This is a genomic window from Corynebacterium hesseae (assembly GCF_037850265.1).
GTDB classification, from domain to species: domain Bacteria; phylum Actinomycetota; class Actinomycetes; order Mycobacteriales; family Mycobacteriaceae; genus Corynebacterium; species Corynebacterium hesseae.
The window spans coordinates 338059-354735 of sequence record NZ_CP137211.1; the positions used below are offsets into that span (position 1 = coordinate 338059).

Annotated in this window: 17 protein-coding genes; 6 read left to right on the plus strand and 11 right to left on the minus strand. The window is 63.3% G+C overall.

The annotated features are described in order from the left end of the window. Positions 1 to 3: 3 nt before the first annotated feature. Genes R3O64_RS01645 through R3O64_RS01665 form a run of 5 tightly spaced genes read right to left on the minus strand, consistent with a single transcriptional unit; the run spans position 4 to position 4232 of the window. Positions 4 to 888 (minus strand): 1,4-dihydroxy-2-naphthoate polyprenyltransferase, encoded by an 885-nt coding sequence (locus R3O64_RS01645; RefSeq protein WP_070534067.1) that lies wholly within the window; start codon positions 886 to 888, stop codon positions 4 to 6. Positions 889 to 893: 5 nt separating this feature from the next. Further along, positions 894 to 1748 (minus strand): metal ABC transporter permease, encoded by an 855-nt coding sequence (locus R3O64_RS01650; RefSeq protein ID WP_010189755.1) that lies wholly within the window; start codon positions 1746 to 1748, stop codon positions 894 to 896. Beyond that, positions 1745 to 2599 carry a metal ABC transporter permease gene (locus R3O64_RS01655; RefSeq protein ID WP_010189752.1) on the minus strand — a complete coding sequence of 285 codons (855 nt, stop codon included), beginning with the start codon at positions 2597 to 2599 and terminating at the stop codon, positions 1745 to 1747. The genes R3O64_RS01650 and R3O64_RS01655 overlap by 4 nt, the downstream gene beginning before the upstream one ends. Further along, positions 2596 to 3306, minus strand: a complete 711-nt coding sequence (locus R3O64_RS01660) for a metal ABC transporter ATP-binding protein (RefSeq protein ID WP_010189751.1) — start codon at positions 3304 to 3306, stop codon at positions 2596 to 2598. The genes R3O64_RS01655 and R3O64_RS01660 overlap by 4 nt, the downstream gene beginning before the upstream one ends. Beyond that, entirely contained in the window at positions 3306 to 4232 is a 927-nt protein-coding gene (locus R3O64_RS01665) for a metal ABC transporter substrate-binding protein (RefSeq protein ID WP_070521016.1), read from the minus strand. The genes R3O64_RS01660 and R3O64_RS01665 overlap by 1 nt, the downstream gene beginning before the upstream one ends. Positions 4233 to 4339: 107 nt before the next feature. On the opposite strand from R3O64_RS01665, the gene R3O64_RS01670 reads away from it, so the two are divergent. Next, a complete protein-coding gene (locus tag R3O64_RS01670) occupies positions 4340 to 5029 on the plus strand; it encodes a metal-dependent transcriptional regulator (protein ID WP_046647781.1) in 690 nt (229 codons plus the stop codon). Here R3O64_RS01670 and menE read toward each other — a convergent pair. From menE to dcuC, 6 genes are all read right to left on the minus strand, one after another. Beyond that, positions 5026 to 6174, minus strand: coding sequence for an o-succinylbenzoate--CoA ligase (menE, locus tag R3O64_RS01675; protein WP_339017169.1), 1149 nt, complete (start codon positions 6172 to 6174; stop codon positions 5026 to 5028). The two genes, R3O64_RS01670 and menE, sit on opposite strands and share 4 nt — an antisense overlap. An 11-nt stretch (positions 6175 to 6185) precedes the next feature. After that, on the minus strand, positions 6186 to 6347 hold the full coding sequence (locus R3O64_RS01680) for a hypothetical protein (protein ID WP_168164088.1): 162 nt from the start codon (positions 6345 to 6347) through the stop codon (positions 6186 to 6188). A gap of 21 nt (positions 6348 to 6368) precedes the next feature. Continuing rightward, positions 6369 to 7349 (minus strand): 1,4-dihydroxy-2-naphthoyl-CoA synthase, encoded by a 981-nt coding sequence (locus tag R3O64_RS01685; RefSeq protein WP_070596767.1) that lies wholly within the window; start codon positions 7347 to 7349, stop codon positions 6369 to 6371. 364 nt (positions 7350 to 7713) lie between these two features. Then, positions 7714 to 8175 carry a DIP1984 family protein gene (locus tag R3O64_RS01690; RefSeq protein ID WP_070596766.1) on the minus strand — a complete coding sequence of 154 codons (462 nt, stop codon included), beginning with the start codon at positions 8173 to 8175 and terminating at the stop codon, positions 7714 to 7716. Between the two features lie 161 nt (positions 8176 to 8336). Further along, positions 8337 to 8939, minus strand: a complete 603-nt coding sequence (locus R3O64_RS01695; protein ID WP_269948784.1) for a hypothetical protein — start codon at positions 8937 to 8939, stop codon at positions 8337 to 8339. A gap of 63 nt (positions 8940 to 9002) precedes the next feature. Then, positions 9003 to 10412 carry a C4-dicarboxylate transporter DcuC gene (dcuC, locus tag R3O64_RS01700; protein ID WP_070533911.1) on the minus strand — a complete coding sequence of 470 codons (1410 nt, stop codon included), beginning with the start codon at positions 10410 to 10412 and terminating at the stop codon, positions 9003 to 9005. A 90-nt stretch (positions 10413 to 10502) separates the two neighbouring features. On the opposite strand from dcuC, the gene R3O64_RS01705 reads away from it, so the two are divergent. Genes R3O64_RS01705 through R3O64_RS01725 form a run of 5 tightly spaced genes read left to right on the plus strand, consistent with a single transcriptional unit; the run spans position 10503 to position 16675 of the window. Continuing rightward, positions 10503 to 11522, plus strand: coding sequence for an o-succinylbenzoate synthase (locus R3O64_RS01705; RefSeq protein WP_339017529.1), 1020 nt, complete (start codon positions 10503 to 10505; stop codon positions 11520 to 11522). Positions 11523 to 11570: 48 nt separating this feature from the next. Beyond that, a complete protein-coding gene (locus R3O64_RS01710) occupies positions 11571 to 13922 on the plus strand; it encodes an excinuclease ABC subunit UvrA (protein ID WP_339017170.1) in 2352 nt (783 codons plus the stop codon). A 10-nt stretch (positions 13923 to 13932) separates the two neighbouring features. Beyond that, on the plus strand, positions 13933 to 14547 hold the full coding sequence (locus tag R3O64_RS01715) for a hypothetical protein (protein ID WP_143335266.1): 615 nt from the start codon (positions 13933 to 13935) through the stop codon (positions 14545 to 14547). Next, positions 14540 to 16231 carry a 2-succinyl-5-enolpyruvyl-6-hydroxy-3-cyclohexene-1-carboxylic-acid synthase gene (menD, locus tag R3O64_RS01720; RefSeq protein ID WP_339017171.1) on the plus strand — a complete coding sequence of 564 codons (1692 nt, stop codon included), beginning with the start codon at positions 14540 to 14542 and terminating at the stop codon, positions 16229 to 16231. Before R3O64_RS01715 ends, menD begins: the two co-directional genes overlap by 8 nt. After that, positions 16232 to 16675 carry a DUF3592 domain-containing protein gene (locus R3O64_RS01725; RefSeq protein WP_144676289.1) on the plus strand — a complete coding sequence of 148 codons (444 nt, stop codon included), beginning with the start codon at positions 16232 to 16234 and terminating at the stop codon, positions 16673 to 16675. Positions 16676 to 16677 lie beyond the last annotated feature (2 nt).

A 16677-nucleotide genomic window follows, 5' to 3' on the forward strand; every position in this document is an offset into this window, starting at 1 on the left:
AGGCTAAACCAGAGCCAGCGCTACTGCGTTGACAACCGCCCATACCAGCATCGCGCGGCCAGTCATACCGAGCACCGGGATGAGTTTGGGTCCGCGCGCACCGCGGTTGACGGTGCGGATAGCGCCCAGTGCGAGGGGGAAGTAGAGCAGGGAGGCCAGCGCTGCCCAGGAATCGAAGGCCAAGCCCACGGTGAGCAACACCGGGAGCAGCAACAGGGTCATGAATAGCGTGCGGGACTTCTTATCACCCAGGCGCACAGCCAGGGTGATCTTGCCGGTGGCCTCATCGGAGGGGATGTCCCGGATGTTATTGGCCAGGTTTACCGCCGCACTCATACCGCCGATACCCACGGCTAAGGCAAGGCCTGTCCACGTGATGCGGCCGGCCTGTGTGTACTCGGTACCTAGGACCGCGACGAGCCCGAAGAACACGAAAACGGCGATTTCTCCGAACCCGCGGTAGCCGTAGGGATTCTTGCCACCGGTGTAAAACCAGGCGCCGGCGATACACACAGCGCCGACGAGGATGAACCAAGCCGCGTTGGCAGCCAGGGAGAGCGAAATGCCCGCGATAGCCGCCACGCCGAAGCAAGCGAAAGCAGCGAACTTGACGTGCTGCGGCTTGGCCAGTCCGCCCCCGGTAAGCCGCTGGGGGCCGGTGCGGTCATCATCGGTGCCGCGGATGCCATCGGAGTAATCGTTGGCGTAATTCACGCCGATGATAAGCGCCCAGGCCACGATGAGCGCCAGCAACGCCCGGCCCCAGTGCAGGCCGTGGGCCGCGGCAGCGGCACCGGTACCAGCGATAACGGGAGCAAAGGCATTGGCCCAGGTGTGCGGGCGAGCACCCTGGAGCCAATCGGCAGGAGTGGCGGAATAGGCAGACATGCTCACTATTGTGCCACTGGTGTGGTGTGCTGCGGCAATGAGCTGGTGCGTTGGCGAAAGCGGTAGATGATGAGCACTGCAACGAAAATAACGGCATTGGTGACTGTCATTGCGGCAGAGGTAGCCGCGTCAAGGACATAGGCAACCCAAAATCCCACGACCGCGCTGATAGCGGCAACGCCACAGGCGGTCAACACCAGCGTGGGCACGCGCTGAGTAAGCAGCCGCGCGGTCATCGTCGGGAATACCATGAGAGCGATGACCAGCATGGCACCGGCAGCGTGAAAGGCGGCGGTGGCGGTGCAGGCAACCACGGTCATAAATATGATGTGAAGAACGCGCGTGGGCACCCCGCGTGCGGCACAAAAATCGGCGTCAAAAGTCGTGGCGGATAAACGCGGCAGTGTAAGGGCGAGGAAGAGAGCATTGATACCCAGCACTGCGGCCATGATGTAGCAATAGTTGGGATTGGAGAAGGCCGCGAGGTTGAGATCACCGACGAGAACGGCGTGGACATCAAGGTGCACGTGGCTCATGTGCGTAGAAATCAGGATGACTCCGGCGGCAAACAGGGCGGGAAAGACCAATCCGAGGGCGGAATCAGCAGTCACCAGCGGGCTGCGCTGTAGTGCGTCAGTTCCCAACGCCACCACCAAGGCGCCAGCGGCCGCGGTAACGAGCAAGATGGGTGAATCTAGATCTGCGGTAAAGAGGTAGCCGACGGCAATTCCGGGAAGGACGGCATGGCCGATGCCGTCGATAAGCATGGCCTGGCCTTTGAGGACAACAAAGGTGCCGGGGATAGCACAGGCCAAGGCCGTCAGAACGGCAAGGAGACAAGCGGTCGCGGCGAGGGTCATGAGGCTAGCTTTCTACTGGTGAGGCTGATAGTGACGAGCGCCGCCTGAGCCAGGACGATGACCGGACCGGTGGGCAGCGGGCCGTGCGCAATGGAGACATAGCAGCCGAGAGCAGCGGTGGCCGCGCCGAAGAACCCGGAGAGCGCGATGAAAGGTAGCAAGCGCGTGGTCCAGGGGCGGGCAGCGGCGGCAGGGCTGATGACCACGGCGACCATGAGCACTACGCCGACGACTTTGACGCCGAGCACCGTGATGGCGGTGAGGGCGAAGAAACTAGCCGCGTTGAGGAACGAGGTGCGGATGCCGGCTACCTGGGCAAAACTTGAATCAAAAGTGACTGCGGCCTGCCGGGTGTGAATGAGGAAAAGAAAAAGCAGCACGCAGCCACCGATGATGAGTGTGGACCGTACATCCGCGCGAGTGAGCGTGGAGGCATTTCCCAGCAAATAATCCTGGATTCCGGCCTTGCCAGGCAATGGTCGGCGGGAAATATACTGCATGAGCAGCATTCCCACCGAGAAAAATGTGGTTAGCGTGGCCGCCATCGCAGTGGTTTGCCCCAGGGGAGTTAACCGCGGGATGAGGTGAATGCACCCCACCGCGAGGGTTCCGGTGAGCAGGGCGCCGCAAGAAAGAAGCCAGACATTTCGCCCGTCCCAGCCAATGGCGGTGGCCACGAGGAAGGCGGTGAGCAGTCCAGGCAGGGAAGAATGCGAGATGGCATCGGCCAGCAGGCTGGTGCGGCGAACATATACCAGTGGGCCTAGCGCGCCAGCGCAGCCACCGATGAGCACGGTGCCCAGGAGTGCCTGGGTATAGGTGTAGTTCTGAAGAAGCTCGAGTGGGTTCATGATGGCAGGGAAAACATGTCGGCAATGGCGGACTCGGTAAGTACCTGCTCGGTGGGGCCAGCAGCAATGAGCCGGCCGTGGCCGACCATGAGGACCTCATCGCAAAAGTCGGCGACCTCCGCCAGGTTGTGATGCACCAGCAGGATGGTCACGCCGTTCTCGCGCAGTTCCTTGAGTACATCCATGATGGCGCGCTGACTCGCGGCATCGACACCAGCGAAGGGCTCGTCGAGGATGATGAATTCCGGCTCGCTAACGAGCGTGCGCGCCAACAACACGCGCTGGCGCTGACCACCAGACAGGGCGGAAATCGGCAGCTGCGCGTGTGCCTGCATTCCGGTGCGGGAAAGCGCGGCGTGAGCGGCGTCTTTGTCAGCGCGGCTGGGCCACTGCCACCAGCGCAGCCCGGCGGTGCGGCCCATCAGGGCGATGTCGAAGGCGGTGGCAGGGTAATTCCAGTCGATATCCGCATGTTGTGGCATATATCCGAGACGCTGCCGAAAATGTGCCAGATCGACGCCATCGAAGGTCATCGACCCGCAGGCTAGAGGCGGAAGGAGCCCTACCAGCGTGCGGACCAGAGTAGACTTTCCCGACCCGTTCGCACCCACCAGCCCGGTGATAGTCGCGGGGGTGAGGGTGAAGGAGGCGTCGTGAAGCACCGGCGTGCGGGGATAGCCGGCGGTGAGGTTTCCTACGCTGAGCATTAGCTTAGTGCTTTCGCCACGGCGCTAGCGTTATGTTCGAAGGCTCCGAGGTAGGTATCGGTTGGGGCTTCCGGGCCGAGGGTATCGGCAAAGAGCTCTTCATCCGAGATGGTGACTGTCCAGTTGCGGGTTTCTACGGCTTCCTTGAGAGAAGTGATGGCCTGTGGGTTCGCCTGGTTATCTTGGAAGATAACGGGGACCTTCTTCTCCGCGATCGTATCCGCGAGCTCGGAGATCTCAGTGGCGGACTTGGTGGCTTCGGTGGTCACGAAGTCGGTGGCTTGGACTTCAAAGTCGAAGGTCTTGCCGAAGTAGTTGAAGGCGTCATGGCCGGTGATGAGGACGCGCGGGGAGGCGTTTTCGAGTTCCTTAGCCGCTTTGTCATGCGCGGCTGCAATCTTGTCTTCATATTCATCGGCGGCCGCGGCATAGTCTTCGGCATTGTCAGAGTCGATTTCGCCGAGTTTGGTGCCGATGTGATCGACGACCTGGCTCCACAGCTCGGGGCTATTCCAGATGTGCGGGTCGTAGAGTTTTTCGCCCTTGTCACCTTGCTCGGGCCACGGCAGAAGGTCAGCAGTATCGAGCTGTTCGCCGACAGCTAGCTGCTTCTCACCGAGGGAGGAGAGCTGGTCCACCATTTGCGCCTCGAGGTGAAGGCCATTCCAGAGGACGAGGTCGGCGTCCTGCATCTTTTCAATATCGCGCGTGGTGGGCTGGTAGGTGTGCGGATCGCCGCCGGGACCGACCATGGTGGTGATGTCGGCGTCCGGGGCGATATTGGCGGCCGCATCAGCCAAGTAACCAGTCGTGGCGAAGATCGTCAGATTGTCGTCCTGGGCTTCGGCGGAGTCGCTGCTGGTGCAGGCAGTCAGCGCGGTGGCAGCCACGAGGGAAGCGAGGGGAAGCGCAATAAGTTTCTTCACGGGAAACCTCTCTTATTAAAAGTGAATGTCGATGTTCAACAGATTGAACTTGAAAGAGCATAAGTGCTGAAACCGTTGGAAGCAATAGGCTGAACTACGATGGGGGTATGCACATCAGCGAGCTGCCCGAACGCACCCAGGACTACCTCAAGATCCTCTGGACCTATGAGGAGAAAGAGGGCGCTAATACCGCGATGCCGCTGGGGGACCTAGCTAAAGCGGCGGGGCAGAAGCTGCCCACCACGTCGGAGGCGGTCAAGCGCCTGGCCGCGAAGGGGCTGGTGGAACACGAACGCTACTTCGGTGTTCGGCTTGTTGAGGAAGGCCGGCGGCTGGCTGTGGCAATGGTGCGCCGGCATCGGCTCCTGGAAACCTTCCTCGTGCGCACTCTGGGCTATACCTGGGATGAGGTGCACGATGAGGCAGAAATGCTAGAGCACGCGACGTCCGACAGGCTCGTTGAACGTCTTGATTCTTTCCTGGGCAACCCCGCCCGCGATCCGCATGGTGATCCCATACCTGCCCCGGATGGCACTGCCGAGCCGGTCTCGCGCATTACGCTTATCGACGTCCCCGCGCAGACCCCCGTCACCGTGGAGCAGGTCACTGACGCTGATGGCGAATTTTTGCGCTACCTGGATAAATATGGAGTGCGGCCGGGAGTAGAATTGACCGTCGTTGCCCCTTCGGTTGCGGGTGTGCTCGAGGTTGCCGTCGATGAAGGTTCACACTTCCCCCTCGGGGAATCCGCTGCGCGCGGCATTGCCGTACGCAGCTTTGGCGAAGCGGAGGCTTAGCTGTCCCACATGCGGGCGACGGCGAGGCGGTCAACCTTGCCGGGACCGGTGGTGGGGAGCTGGGCCAGGCGCTTGAAGTCCTTGGGGATTTGCCACCGGGGAAGGCCACTATCGTCGAGAGCCACAAGGATATCGCCGACATCCGCCCATCCGGTATAGGCAGCGACGATCATCTGTCCCAAGCGTGGGTGGGGGATGCCGACCACGCACACGCCGTCCACTCCCGGCACGCGAAGGATGTGCTGCTCGAGCTGCTCTGGGTGGAGCTTGAGCCCGCCGGTGTTCAGGATGTTGTCGAGGCGCCCGGTGACGGTGAGGTGGCCGTCGTGAAGCGCGCCGGCGTCGGAGGTAGCAAACCACGAGGTACCGGACTCATCGACCATGAAGGCATCTGAGTCCACGTTTCGATAGCCCTGCGCAATCATGGGCCCGCCAAGGTAAATGCGCCCCTCGTCGCCGATGCGAACAAGAGCGCGATCGAGGGGACGGCCGTTGTAGACGCAGCCGCCGGAAGTCTCTGAGGAACCGTAGGTGGTGACGATGTTGATGCGCAGCTTTTTCGCAGAGTCCAACAACTGTGGGTGGGTGGCAGCACCTCCGACGAGGATGGCATCAAAAGTGCGCAGGGCCTCGATTCCCACTAGCGAATCCATGGCCTTGGCCAGCTGCATGGGGGTCAGTCCCGTGTATGAGCGATCCCCGGTGGCGGCCAGCTCGTGCGCGGCGCGGGCGAAATGAGGGACGGAGAACCCTTCTGAGAGATCAAGGCACAGCGGCTCCACTCCCGCGACGAGGGAGCGCACCAATACTTGGATGCCCGCGATATGGGAGGCAGGCATGGCTAGCAGCCACTGGCCGGTGCCGCCGAGAGCGCGGTGCGTGGCATCGGCGCTGGAGACCAAGTTGGCGGCCGTGAGTTGCGCGCCTTTCGGCGTGCCCGTGGACCCGGAGGTGGCCACGACCAGCGCGATGGAGGAATCAATAGGTTCTCCTGCGCGCATGTGGTTGCGCAGGAGCTGCGCGCGGGTGCGGTCCTCTGCAGGGGCGGGCAGGAAGGTGGCTTGTCCTGCGATGGCCGCTTCCAGATCAGGGAGGATGGCGGCGGGGTCATGTGGATTGACAGGCAGAGGGGAGAGGATGGTCACGGTTAGCTAGGTTACCGCCCGCGGTGTTCGTAAGGGTTGATGAGCTCATCCTCCTGATCGAAGGGGCGCTCACCATCCTTTTGGGCCTGCTGGATGTGGCGCAGCATCCACACGCGGGAACCGATGACGGCAACGAGCGCGATGGCCGCGAGGGCAATGGAAAAATAAAGCACGTCAGGCTCTCCTTGGGGGAACTAGTAGTAGTACGGGAAGTCATCCCAGTTGGGCTCGCGCTTTTCCAGGAAGGATTCCTTGCCCTCGACGGCTTCGTCGGTCATATAAGCCAAGCGGGTGGCTTCGCCGGCGAAGACCTGCTGGCCCATGAGGCCATCATCGGTGAGGTTGAAGGCGAACTTGAGCATGCGCTGGGCGGTGGGGGACTTCATGTTGATCTCGCGTCCCATCTGGATGGCGGCGTCCTCCAGCTCGGCGTGGTTAACTACCTCGTTGACGGCACCCATCTCGTACATGCGCTGCGCGTCGTAGGTGCGTCCCAAGAAAAAGATCTCGCGGGCGTACTTCTGGCCCACCATCTTGGCCAGGTAGGCCGAGCCATAGCCGGCGTCGAAAGAGCCGACGTCGGCGTCGGTCTGCTTGAAGCGGGCTTCCTGGCGGGAGGCAATGGTCATATCGCACACCACGTGCAGGGAGTGCCCGCCGCCGGCGGCCCAGCCGTTAACCACGGCGATGACCACCTTGGGCATGGTGCGGATGAGGCGCTGGACCTCCAGGATGTGCAGGCGGCCGCCCTCAACTTTTTCGCGGGCGGTGTCGACGGTGGATTCGTCGGCAGTCGCGTCATCGTGCGCGTGCTCGGTGGCGTAGCGGTACCCGGAGCGGCCGCGAATGCGCTGGTCACCGCCGGAGCAAAACGCCCAGCCGCCGTCCTTTTGGGAGGGCCCGTTGCCGGTCAGCAACACCGTGCCAACATCTGGCGTGCGGCGCGCGTGGTCCAGCGCGCGGTAGAGCTCATCCACCGTGTGCGGGCGAAACGCATTGCGCACCTCGGGGCGGTCGAAGGCGATGCGGACGATGCCGTCCTTGCGCTGTGGCTTTGGGCCGTCGCTGATGAGCCGGTGATAGGTGATATCCGTCAGGGCCTCAAAGCCCTCGACGGGGCGCCAGAGTTCCGGTTTGAACGGATTATCGGTGCTGTAATTCTTCTGCTCGCTCATGGCACACCAGCTTAATTGGAAAGCAGTGCGCCGGAAGTATAGTCCCCATTCCCAACCCTCACCCACACTCTCCGCCCAGCGCGGCGGTGATAAACAATAAACAATACTGCGGGATTATCCCCGTCAATGTGCACGTGTACTCCGTACCAGCGCGGTACACCATACAGTGGGACGGAATCGAACCTCCCTGCCTTCTTGCGCTACGAAGGCGCCTGAGAAGCACTGGACTTTTCCCTGCCCAGTAAGGGTTGCGCTCGCTGCGAAGAGTGTGGGCTACCGTCGCGCGCATGAGGCGCGCGACGTGACTACATGTCGAACGACATGACTACGTGCCGCAAGAATGCGGCACAACTAGCGGCAGTCGCTATTTAATTATCAGTTCCGTATTCCAGTTCAGCTGCTGGATGCGGGTATCGAGCTCGCGGTACTGGCGGGCCAGATCATCGGCGCGCTCGCGCAGCTTCGGCACGGGCACGGTGGCCACGAACTTGATCTCCGAGCGGGAGTAGCGGTCGTGGCGCGCACCCGCGCGCTCTGCCAACCCCTGGTAGATGCGGCGCTTGCGCAGCAGTCCATCACGAAGTGCGAGTGCCTCCATCAGCGTGATCTCATCGTCGAACGCGGTAGCCGTGTTCGTGGCGTTGATCGCGATGACGAGCTCATCGATGCGCTTGGTTACGCCCTCCAGCTCACGGAGGAGATCCGTCGGGTTCTCATCCGGTTCATCGCCTTCCTGGATGCGGACGGTTGCCGCGAGTCGGTCACTCAGCGAGTTGAGGCGCTCCTGCGCCTGGGCGCGTTCGGCCAAGGCTTCAGCAAGTAGCATGGTTCCTCCTTTAACCCTTAATGGGATTGATTGTCTGTGCAATTGTACGGCAGGCAGGAGGCTTCGCATTGGCGGCGTGACACTTCTAACAAATAGCGGCCGAAAACTTCGATGATCTGGGGCCTTATTTGATCGATATGTACGTCATGTTCGGTTGCTCGCTACGGCTGACCTTCGGTAGACAGCCGGTTGGTCCACGTCTGGCTATTGGCCTCTTCAAAGCTGGCGTAGACAGAGTTGTCGCCGTCGATGCCGCAGTAGAAAGTTCGAGTGTCAGAGCCCATGGCGCAATACAGGTCGTAGCTCTGCTTTGTCGCCGGGCTCGCTACAGAAATGCGGGTGTTGTAGGAGCCATTCACGGTAGAACTGCGCTGCGACCAGGTGAAGGTGTGCTTGATGGCCTCATCAAACATAGCGGCGGCGAACTCACAGGAGGTGTTTTCTCCTGCGTGGATCTTGTCTCCTTGATTGGTATAGCCGCATGCACCGCCGACTTGTCCGACGTTGATGTTGTGGCCGCCCGGGTTGGGGTTGGCGTTGTCGTCCGCGGCGGGAGTGCCGCTCGGGGCATCGTTAAGAGTCGGCGCGGGGCCGCTGTCCTCGGGGGCCTCGGAAGTGGAGGCAGTCACTGGGGCCACAACGGAGGTTAATTGGCTGTCGGCAGAAGCCTCACTAGCAGGTGTAGAGGAGTCAGAAGTATCGCCGCAGGCGCTCAATGCAATTCCGGCGGCAACGAGTAAAGAGAGAGTAGAGAGTTTTCGCATGAGGTGTAGCCTAGCGCCCCGCATGGTGGTTTAAAGGGGCGCTAAGGCCACAGCCGGGGAGTGTTACCCAATAAACATGAACGCAAACAGCGTGTTGAGCACCGTCGCCACAATCATGGGCACGGAGGTGCGCTTGACCAGCTGGATGGGGTTGACCTTGATGGCGCCGGCAACAATGAGCACCGCGGCGTTGACCGGGGAGACCTGGCGCATGAGGTTGGACGTTCCCCAAATGGCGGTGAGCATCTGCGGGGCGTGGATGGAGGTCTGCGAGGCCAGGTTGGGCACTACCTCAGAGAAGGCGAAGTAGGGCGCGGTGCCGGAGCCGGTGAGTGCGGCCATCGCGGCGGTGGCGGCGACGAAGATGAGGACGATGAGGACGGCGGCGCCGGAGGAGCCTTCGGCGGCGTCGATAAGCATGTCAATGACGCCCATCTGCGTAATACCTTCCACCAGGACGGCGGCGGCAACCAGCAGGGCCACGACGCCCGCGGCGCCCTCGCCCATGCCCTTGAAGAAGCTGGAGATGGAATCTACCGCACCCGTGACGGTGCGCTTGCGGATGGACTCGATGATCATCGCGATGAACAGGGAGACCACGGTCACCGGGAGGATGCCGCCCTCAAAGGGGATAACGCCCATGCGGTTGAGGATGGCGGAGATGATGATGAGCAGCAGCGGCATGAGCGGGAGCACGGCGTAGTAACCCGGCAGGGAGGCGGCGCGGGCGATGGCTTCCTCAGTGGCTTTATCGCACATCGAGTCAGCGGTGACTTCACCGGAGGCCAGGGCTTTGCGGGCATCCGCCTTATCGCAGCGGTGCTGCCACCACATGTGGACGAAGGCCGTGATGAGCAGCGTGGGAACCGTGGCGTAGGCGACGGCGCCGTAGACGAATTCCGTCGGAGTCATGTTGGTGAGATCGGCGCCCTGAATGAGGCCGGCCTCCAGCGGGGTGGGAACGATGGTGGAGGAGGTCACCACGATGGCGCCCACGGTCAGGGGTGTCAGGCCCGCAGCGATGAGTGCTGGAAGGAGCGTGGCCACGAGCAATAGGGAAAGCGCTGCGGCCGAGGGGATCACCAGTGAGAGCAGCGTGCCCAGGATGAAGCCCACTGGGACCAGCCAGTAGGAGCCTTTGAAGCGCTTGAGCGGTGAGGAGAGCACCACGACCGTCTTGGCATCCGCGCCGATGTGGCGCATATAGGACACAAAGCCGAAGAGCACCATAATCGCCATACCGATGCCGGAGAAGCGCGACTTGAACAGCGCGTCCACGACGAGCAGCTGGTCGTAGAAGGCATTGCCGGTCGCTTCAATTTCTGTGGTTCGGAAGTCCGCGCGCCCAGTGAGAGCGGCGAGCATGAGCAGGATTACGCCAACGGCAAAGATGGAGGCCGCGGCGTGGACTTTCTTATAGATGAGGTAGACAACTGCGGCGATGGCCAGTAGCGCGATGAGAAGGTAGAGCATGTAAAGATCCTTCTTCTGGTTATATCCACTTACTGTTTAAAGGTAACACCGGCTATGACAGGTGTCGCGCTCAACCCCCCCACACGTACGATGAACGTCATGCACATTGATGACGTCCTTGACCGCGCCCACGTGGTCTCCCTTCCACTCGCCGTGAAGTTCCGTGGCATTACGACCCGGGAAGCATTGCTTATCGATGGCCCCGCGGGCTGGGGTGAGTTCGCCCCCTTCCTGGAGTACGGGGCGGAGGAATCCGCCCGCTGGCTCGCCGCCGGGCTGGAAGCGGCCTACGAAGGCTTTCCGGAACCCGTGCGCGAGTGGGTAGAAGTCAACGGCACCGTCCCTGCGGTTCCTGCCGAGCAGGTGCCGGAGGTCATGGAGCGCTATCCCGGCTGCCGCACCTTCAAAATCAAGGTGGCGGAGAAGGGGCAGACCCTAGAGGACGATATCGCGCGCGTTCACGCTGTCCGCGCCTACATCGAGGCGCAGGGCCGCGTGCCGGTGCTGCGTGTCGACGCCAACTGCGGCTGGAGCGTCGAAGAGGCCGTCACCGCGGCCAAGGAGATGATGCCGCTGGATTATATGGAGCAGCCGTGCAGGACCGTCGAGGAGCTCAAGGAGGTGCGCACCCAGCTCATGCGCGCCGGGATTTTCGTGCGCGTGGCGGCAGATGAGTCCATCCGCAAGGCCAGCGACCCCTACCGCGTGGCGGAATTGCAGGCGGCAGACGTCGCCGTGGTCAAGCCGGCGCCGCTGGGTGGTGTGCGCAAGGTGCTCGAGGTGGCCTCCCACCTGCGCGAGCGCCACATGGACATCACGGTTGCCTCCGCCCTGGACACCTCGGTGGGAATCTCCATGGGTTTGGCCGCGGTGGCCGCGCTGCCGCAGATCTATGACGACGAGGACATCGACGTCACCCCGGCCGCCGCGGGTCTGGCCACGGGGTCGCTGTTCCTGGAGGACGTGACGGAGCCGCGCGAGCTTGTCGACGGTTTCTTGCGCGCCGAATCCCTCGCCCCCGACCCGGATCGCCTCAGCGCACTGGCGGCACCGGCTGCGCGGCGCGACTGGTGGTTCGAGCGCGTGCGTCAGTGCTGGCCGCACCTTTAAAAATACAGCTCACGGTCCATGTCCGGGGTGCAGCGTAGGCTGGCGGGCATGACCATTTCCGTGAGAGACGCGCACCTGCACAACCTTCGCAACGTCGACGTGGACCTCCCGCGCGGCCAGCTCGTGGCCGTGACCGGGGTGTCCGGCTCCGGTAAGTCCTCTCTTGCCTTCGGCACCATTCATGGCGAAGGGCAGCGTCGCTACCTCGAGTCCGTCGCGCCTTTCGCCCGCCGCCTCATTGCCTCGGCGGTGGACCCGCAGGTCGGCCGCATCGAGGGGCTGCCGCCGACGGTGGCGTTGCAGCAGTCGGCGTCGACAAGCAGCGCGCGCTCCACGGTGGGCACGATCTCCGCCATGTCCAATTCCGTGCGCCTGCTTTACTCGCGCTGCGGTGACAACCCGGAGGGCCTGTACTCCGACTCCTTTTCACCCAACACCCCGGAGGGCATGTGCCCGGAGTGCCAGGGCACCGGCGTGGTACATGAACCCACGGAGGCCTCCATGGTGCCGGACCCTAGCTTGAGCATTGAGGATGGTGCGATTGCTGCGTGGCCGGGGGCCTGGGCGGGCAAGAATTTCCACGACATCCTCCAGGAGTTGGGCTATGACCTGGACTCGCCGTGGGAGCAGCTGCCGAAGAAGGACCGCGAATGGATCCTCTTCACCGAGGAACGCCCAGTAGTCACCGTCAAGCCGCGCCGCGGGGCGGATCAGATCCAGCGCAACTATGAGGGCACGTGGCGCTCCGTGGCCAGCTACCTGACCAAGACTTATGCGGAGACGAAGTCGGACACACTTCGCGCGCGCGTCTTGAGCTTTATGGAAACCCGCCGCTGCGATACCTGTCAGGGGCGCCGGCTAACGGTCAAGGCGCTCAAGGTTACCTATGCCGGGCTGCCTATCGACCGTTTTAATGCCCTCCCGCTCAGCGAAGCCTTCGAGCTCCTCAAAGCCCAAAAGCCGCAACCGAATGACGCTGAAGACCTGCTGCTTAAAGCGCTTCTCCCCGCCTTTGAATCGGCCCTGGAACTCGGCCTTGGGCACCTTAGCTTGGATAGGCCGACGGAGACACTCTCGGGCGGTGAGGTCCAACGCCTGCGCCTGGCCGCGCAGCTGCGCTCAGGGCTCTATGGCGTGACCTATGTCCTGGATGAGCCGTCAGCGGGCCTCCATCCGGTGGAGAGGGGCGCGGTGCTCGACATGTGCCGGCGCTTCATCGCGGAGGGTAACTCAGTGCTGCTGGTGGAGCACGACATGGAGCTAGTTAAGCACGCCGATTGGATCGTGGACGTCGGCCCGCTCGCCGGTGAGCGCGGCGGCCAGGTGGTGTACTCGGGTCCCGTTGCCGATTACATTGCGGCCGCGGACTCCGCCGATACCCCCACCGCGCGTGCCTTGGCCCGCCCGCGCCCCACGCCCAAGGCCGATGCGCGCCCGGCACACGGGGATATCGCGCTGCGGAAGGTACACTCGCACACCATCGATGGCCTTGACGTGGACTTCGGGCTTGGTCAGTTCACCGCCATTACCGGGCTATCAGGATCCGGCAAATCCACGCTGCTGGCCGCGCTCCAGGACACGCTCACTGGCCCGGACTGCCCGGAGCAGGTCAAGCGCGTGGTCTCCATTACCCAAAAGCCAATTGGCCGAACCCCGCGCTCCACGGTGGCGACGTACACCAACCTCTTCGACAACGTGCGCAAGCTCTTCGCCGCCACCCCGGAGGCCAAGAAGAAAAAATGGACGGTCTCGCGCTTTTCCTACAACGTCAAGCAAGGCCAGTGCCATACCTGCGGTGGTGCCGGCCAGATCGAGGTCGAGCTGGTCTTCCTGCCCGGCTCCTATACCCAGTGCCCGGACTGCCAGGGGCAGCGCTATAACGATGACACCTTGTCCATCCGCTGGCAGGGCCGGACCATCGCGGACATCCTCGACCTCACGGTGGAAGAAGCCCTGGAAGTCTTTGCGGATGAAGCACCGATTCTCCACGCGCTCCAAACACTGGAAGCGGTGGGGCTGGGTTACCTGCGCTTAGGCCAGGGCGCCCCGGAGCTTTCCGGCGGTGAAGCCCAGCGCATCAAGCTCGCCACGGAGCTGCAGCGCTCCCGCAATTCGCGCCGGGGCCATACCGTCTACCTGTTGGATGAGCCGACCGTCGGTTTGCACCCGGCCGATATCGACCTACTTATTTCTGAGCTGCACTCGCTGGTGGATGCCTCCCACACCGTCGTGGTGGCAGACCACGACCGACACCTCATCGCCGGCACGGACCGAGTCATTGAGATGGGCCCGGGCTCTGGCACGGAGGGCGGAAAGATCGTGGCGGATGGCACGCCGGGCGAGGTCGCCGCGGGACTAACCCCCACCGGCCGGGTGCTAAGTGGTAAGGGTGCACGATAAGGTAAATCCCATGACCCACAACAACGGTGACAACGAGACGCGGCAGTTCGGCCGCGTCACCGGTGAGAATGAAACCCGCCAGTTCGGCGCGCCGCAGCAGCAGCCGCCGCAGCGCCCCCAGCAGCACTTCCCGGAGCCCGGTTCCCAGGGCACGCAGTCCTTTGGCCAGCCCTATCAGCAGGGCTATGACCAGGATTATCAGCAGCCGCAGTACGACCCCGTCCCGTCGAGCTACCAGGTGGAGCAACCGAAGAAGGGCGGGGGAGCCCTGGCCTATGTTTTCGCTGCCATTGCCGCCATCGCCGTCGTTATTGCCGGCGTACTGTTTTTCCTGTGGCGCGGTGCGGCAGCGGATGCCGATAAGCCCGCCCCGGAGCCGGTCACCGAGACCGTGACCACCGAGGTCCCCACCACGGTGACCACCACCAAGAATTCGCCGCGGGATAACCTTCCCACCGACATCCCCACGGAGATCGCACCGGAGATTCCAACGGATCTGCCGCCGGAGATCCAGGATCAACTGGACCAGGGAGAATCCGATCTGGATGGATTGCTCAACGATCTCTTCGAGCAACTAGAGTCGGGCAACGGCGAACCCGGTGCGGGCGGTGCAGACAATGCCTAATACTGAGCCGCATGCTGAGAACTCTGCAGCCTCACAACCGGAGTCGATGCAGCTGGCCGAAGCTCTGGCAGCCCAGCTTTCGCGTCACCTGACTGACATCGTCCTCTGCCCAGGCTCGCGCAATGCGCCGTTGTCTTTGGCGCTGCTTGCGCGCAGCGATATTCGCGTGCATACCCGCATTGATGAGCGCTCGGCCGCATTCGCCGCCTTAGGTTTGGCTCGCGTCCAGCGCAGGCACGTCGGCATCGTCATGACCTCCGGCACCGCGGTGGCCAATACGCTGCCCGCGATGGTGGAGGCGCACTATTCGCACACCCCGCTGGCGGTGATCAGCGCGGACCGCCCGGCCCGCTTGGTGGGCACGGGGGCCTCCCAGACCATCGAGCAGCCAGGCATCTTCGGGGTTTACGCAGAGACCACCCAGGTGGAGAGCACTAGTGATGTTCCGTTTATTGCCGAGCGCTTCCTGAATGATCGCCAGGTGCACATCAACGTGGCCTTCGATGCCCCACTCGTGGGCGAGGAGCTGCCCAGCACCCCGACGGATTACACGCAGCACCGTGCGCGCACCCCGCGCTGGTCCAATCACGGCGAGGTGGCCGTCGATCTCAGCCGCAACACGCTCGTCATCGCGGGCGATGAGGCCTGGGAGGTCGAGGGGCTGGAGGACGTCCCCACCATTGCCGAGCCCACTGCACCCGCCCCCTATCACCCGGTGCACCCGGCCGCGGCGCACCTCTTCCGCCGCGCCCAAGTCTCCGCCAATGACTACGTGGTCAACACCAAGGTGGAGCAGGTCATCGTCGTGGGCCACCCCACCCTGCACCGCGGCGTCCTGGCGTTGATCAGCGATCCCGATATCGACCTCATCTGCCTGTCCCGCACGGAGGACTTCACCAACCCGCGCGGTGCGGCTGCACAGCTGGGCACCACCGTCAAGACCAGCGGCGAGCCCACGCGCGAGTGGATGAAGATCTGTGAAGGGGCCGCGCAGATGGCGGCCGAGGGTGTGCGCGAGGTCCTCGCGGAGGCCACAGGCGAGGACGCCACCAAGCCCGAGATCGGCTTTACCGGCCTCCACGTCGCCGCCGCGGTGGGGGACACCCTCGCCGTCGGCGACACCCTCGTCCTGGGTGCCTCCAACGCGGTGCGGGATGCCTCCTTCATCGGCCTGCCCTTCGACGGCGTGGAAACCTACTCGCCGCGTGGGGCCGCCGGCATCGACGGCACCATCGCGCAGGCCATCGGCATCGCGCTGGCCACCCAGTCCCGCGAGGCCGACGCGCCCCGCGCCCCGCGCACCGTCGCCCTCATGGGGGATGTCACCTTCCTCCACGACGCCACCTCCCTCATCCTCCCCGAGGACAACCCGCGCCCGGAGAACCTCACCATCGTCGTCTCAAACGACGACGGCGGCGGCATCTTCGAGGTGCTTGAACAAGGCCGTGAGCCCCTGCGCCCCTCCTTCGAGAGGGCCTTTGGAACGCCGCATGGGGTAGGCGTCGCCAAGCTGGCGGAAGCCTGCGGCGCTGAGCACCGCGAGGTGAGCTCGGCACAGGAGCTGCTCGACGTTTTGGCAGACCTCAAGGAATACTCCACCGGCATCACCGTCGTGGAGGCACACACCACCCGGTCCTCGCGCCGCGCGCTGCAGGAGGCTCTGAACGCCAAGGTGGGTCAGTAAATGCCGCGGCGCCGAGTGCGCCAGCTGATCCTGGTGCTCTATGTCGCTGCACTAGTGGGCATGGCGGGTATGGTGATCGGCCCCTTCTTCAATGACCGCACCATCGGCGCCAACCCCGGGCGCGCCCTGGCCACGGTGACGGATGTCGGCACCTTGCGTACTTTCGTGGACTTTCAGGACTCCGAAGGGATCTATCACACCCCGCCCACCGGCCTGCTCTATCCCACTGGGCTGGGAGAAGGCCAGCAGGTGTGGGTGCTCTACGCCAAGAGCAACCCGGACTTGGTCAAGGTAGAGGGCCGGGAATGGACGCTGTCGATTATTCCGGCGCTGTCCTCCGCGGCCGTGGCTACCCTGATTGCCGGCGCGTGCTGGTGGGGGAGCGGGAAAATTAACCGGAATTTAGTACGTGCGTTACCAACCGAGCACTCAGAAAAGGAATGATG

What these genes read in the sequence shown, in the direction of transcription:
- R3O64_RS01645 (WP_070534067.1), bottom strand. Translation starts at nt 888, where the DNA reads ATGTCTGCCTATTCCGCCACTCCTGCCGATTGGCTCCAGGGTGCTCGC.
- R3O64_RS01650 (WP_010189755.1), bottom strand. Translation starts at nt 1,748, where the DNA reads ATGACCCTCGCCGCGACCGCTTGTCTCCTTGCCGTTCTGACGGCCTTG.
- R3O64_RS01655 (WP_010189752.1), bottom strand. Translation starts at nt 2,599, where the DNA reads ATGAACCCACTCGAGCTTCTTCAGAACTACACCTATACCCAGGCACTC.
- R3O64_RS01660 (WP_010189751.1), bottom strand. Translation starts at nt 3,306, where the DNA reads ATGCTCAGCGTAGGAAACCTCACCGCCGGCTATCCCCGCACGCCGGTG.
- R3O64_RS01670 (WP_046647781.1), top strand. Translation starts at nt 4,340, where the DNA reads ATGCACATCAGCGAGCTGCCCGAACGCACCCAGGACTACCTCAAGATC.
- R3O64_RS01685 (WP_070596767.1), bottom strand. Translation starts at nt 7,349, where the DNA reads ATGAGCGAGCAGAAGAATTACAGCACCGATAATCCGTTCAAACCGGAA.
- R3O64_RS01690 (WP_070596766.1), bottom strand. Translation starts at nt 8,175, where the DNA reads ATGCTACTTGCTGAAGCCTTGGCCGAACGCGCCCAGGCGCAGGAGCGC.
- R3O64_RS01695 (WP_269948784.1), bottom strand. Translation starts at nt 8,939, where the DNA reads ATGCGAAAACTCTCTACTCTCTCTTTACTCGTTGCCGCCGGAATTGCA.
- dcuC (WP_070533911.1), bottom strand. Translation starts at nt 10,412, where the DNA reads ATGCTCTACCTTCTCATCGCGCTACTGGCCATCGCCGCAGTTGTCTAC.
- R3O64_RS01705 (WP_339017529.1), top strand. Translation starts at nt 10,503, where the DNA reads ATGAACGTCATGCACATTGATGACGTCCTTGACCGCGCCCACGTGGTC.
- R3O64_RS01710 (WP_339017170.1), top strand. Translation starts at nt 11,571, where the DNA reads ATGACCATTTCCGTGAGAGACGCGCACCTGCACAACCTTCGCAACGTC.
- R3O64_RS01715 (WP_143335266.1), top strand. Translation starts at nt 13,933, where the DNA reads ATGACCCACAACAACGGTGACAACGAGACGCGGCAGTTCGGCCGCGTC.
- menD (WP_339017171.1), top strand. Translation starts at nt 14,540, where the DNA reads ATGCCTAATACTGAGCCGCATGCTGAGAACTCTGCAGCCTCACAACCG.
- R3O64_RS01725 (WP_144676289.1), top strand. Translation starts at nt 16,232, where the DNA reads ATGCCGCGGCGCCGAGTGCGCCAGCTGATCCTGGTGCTCTATGTCGCT.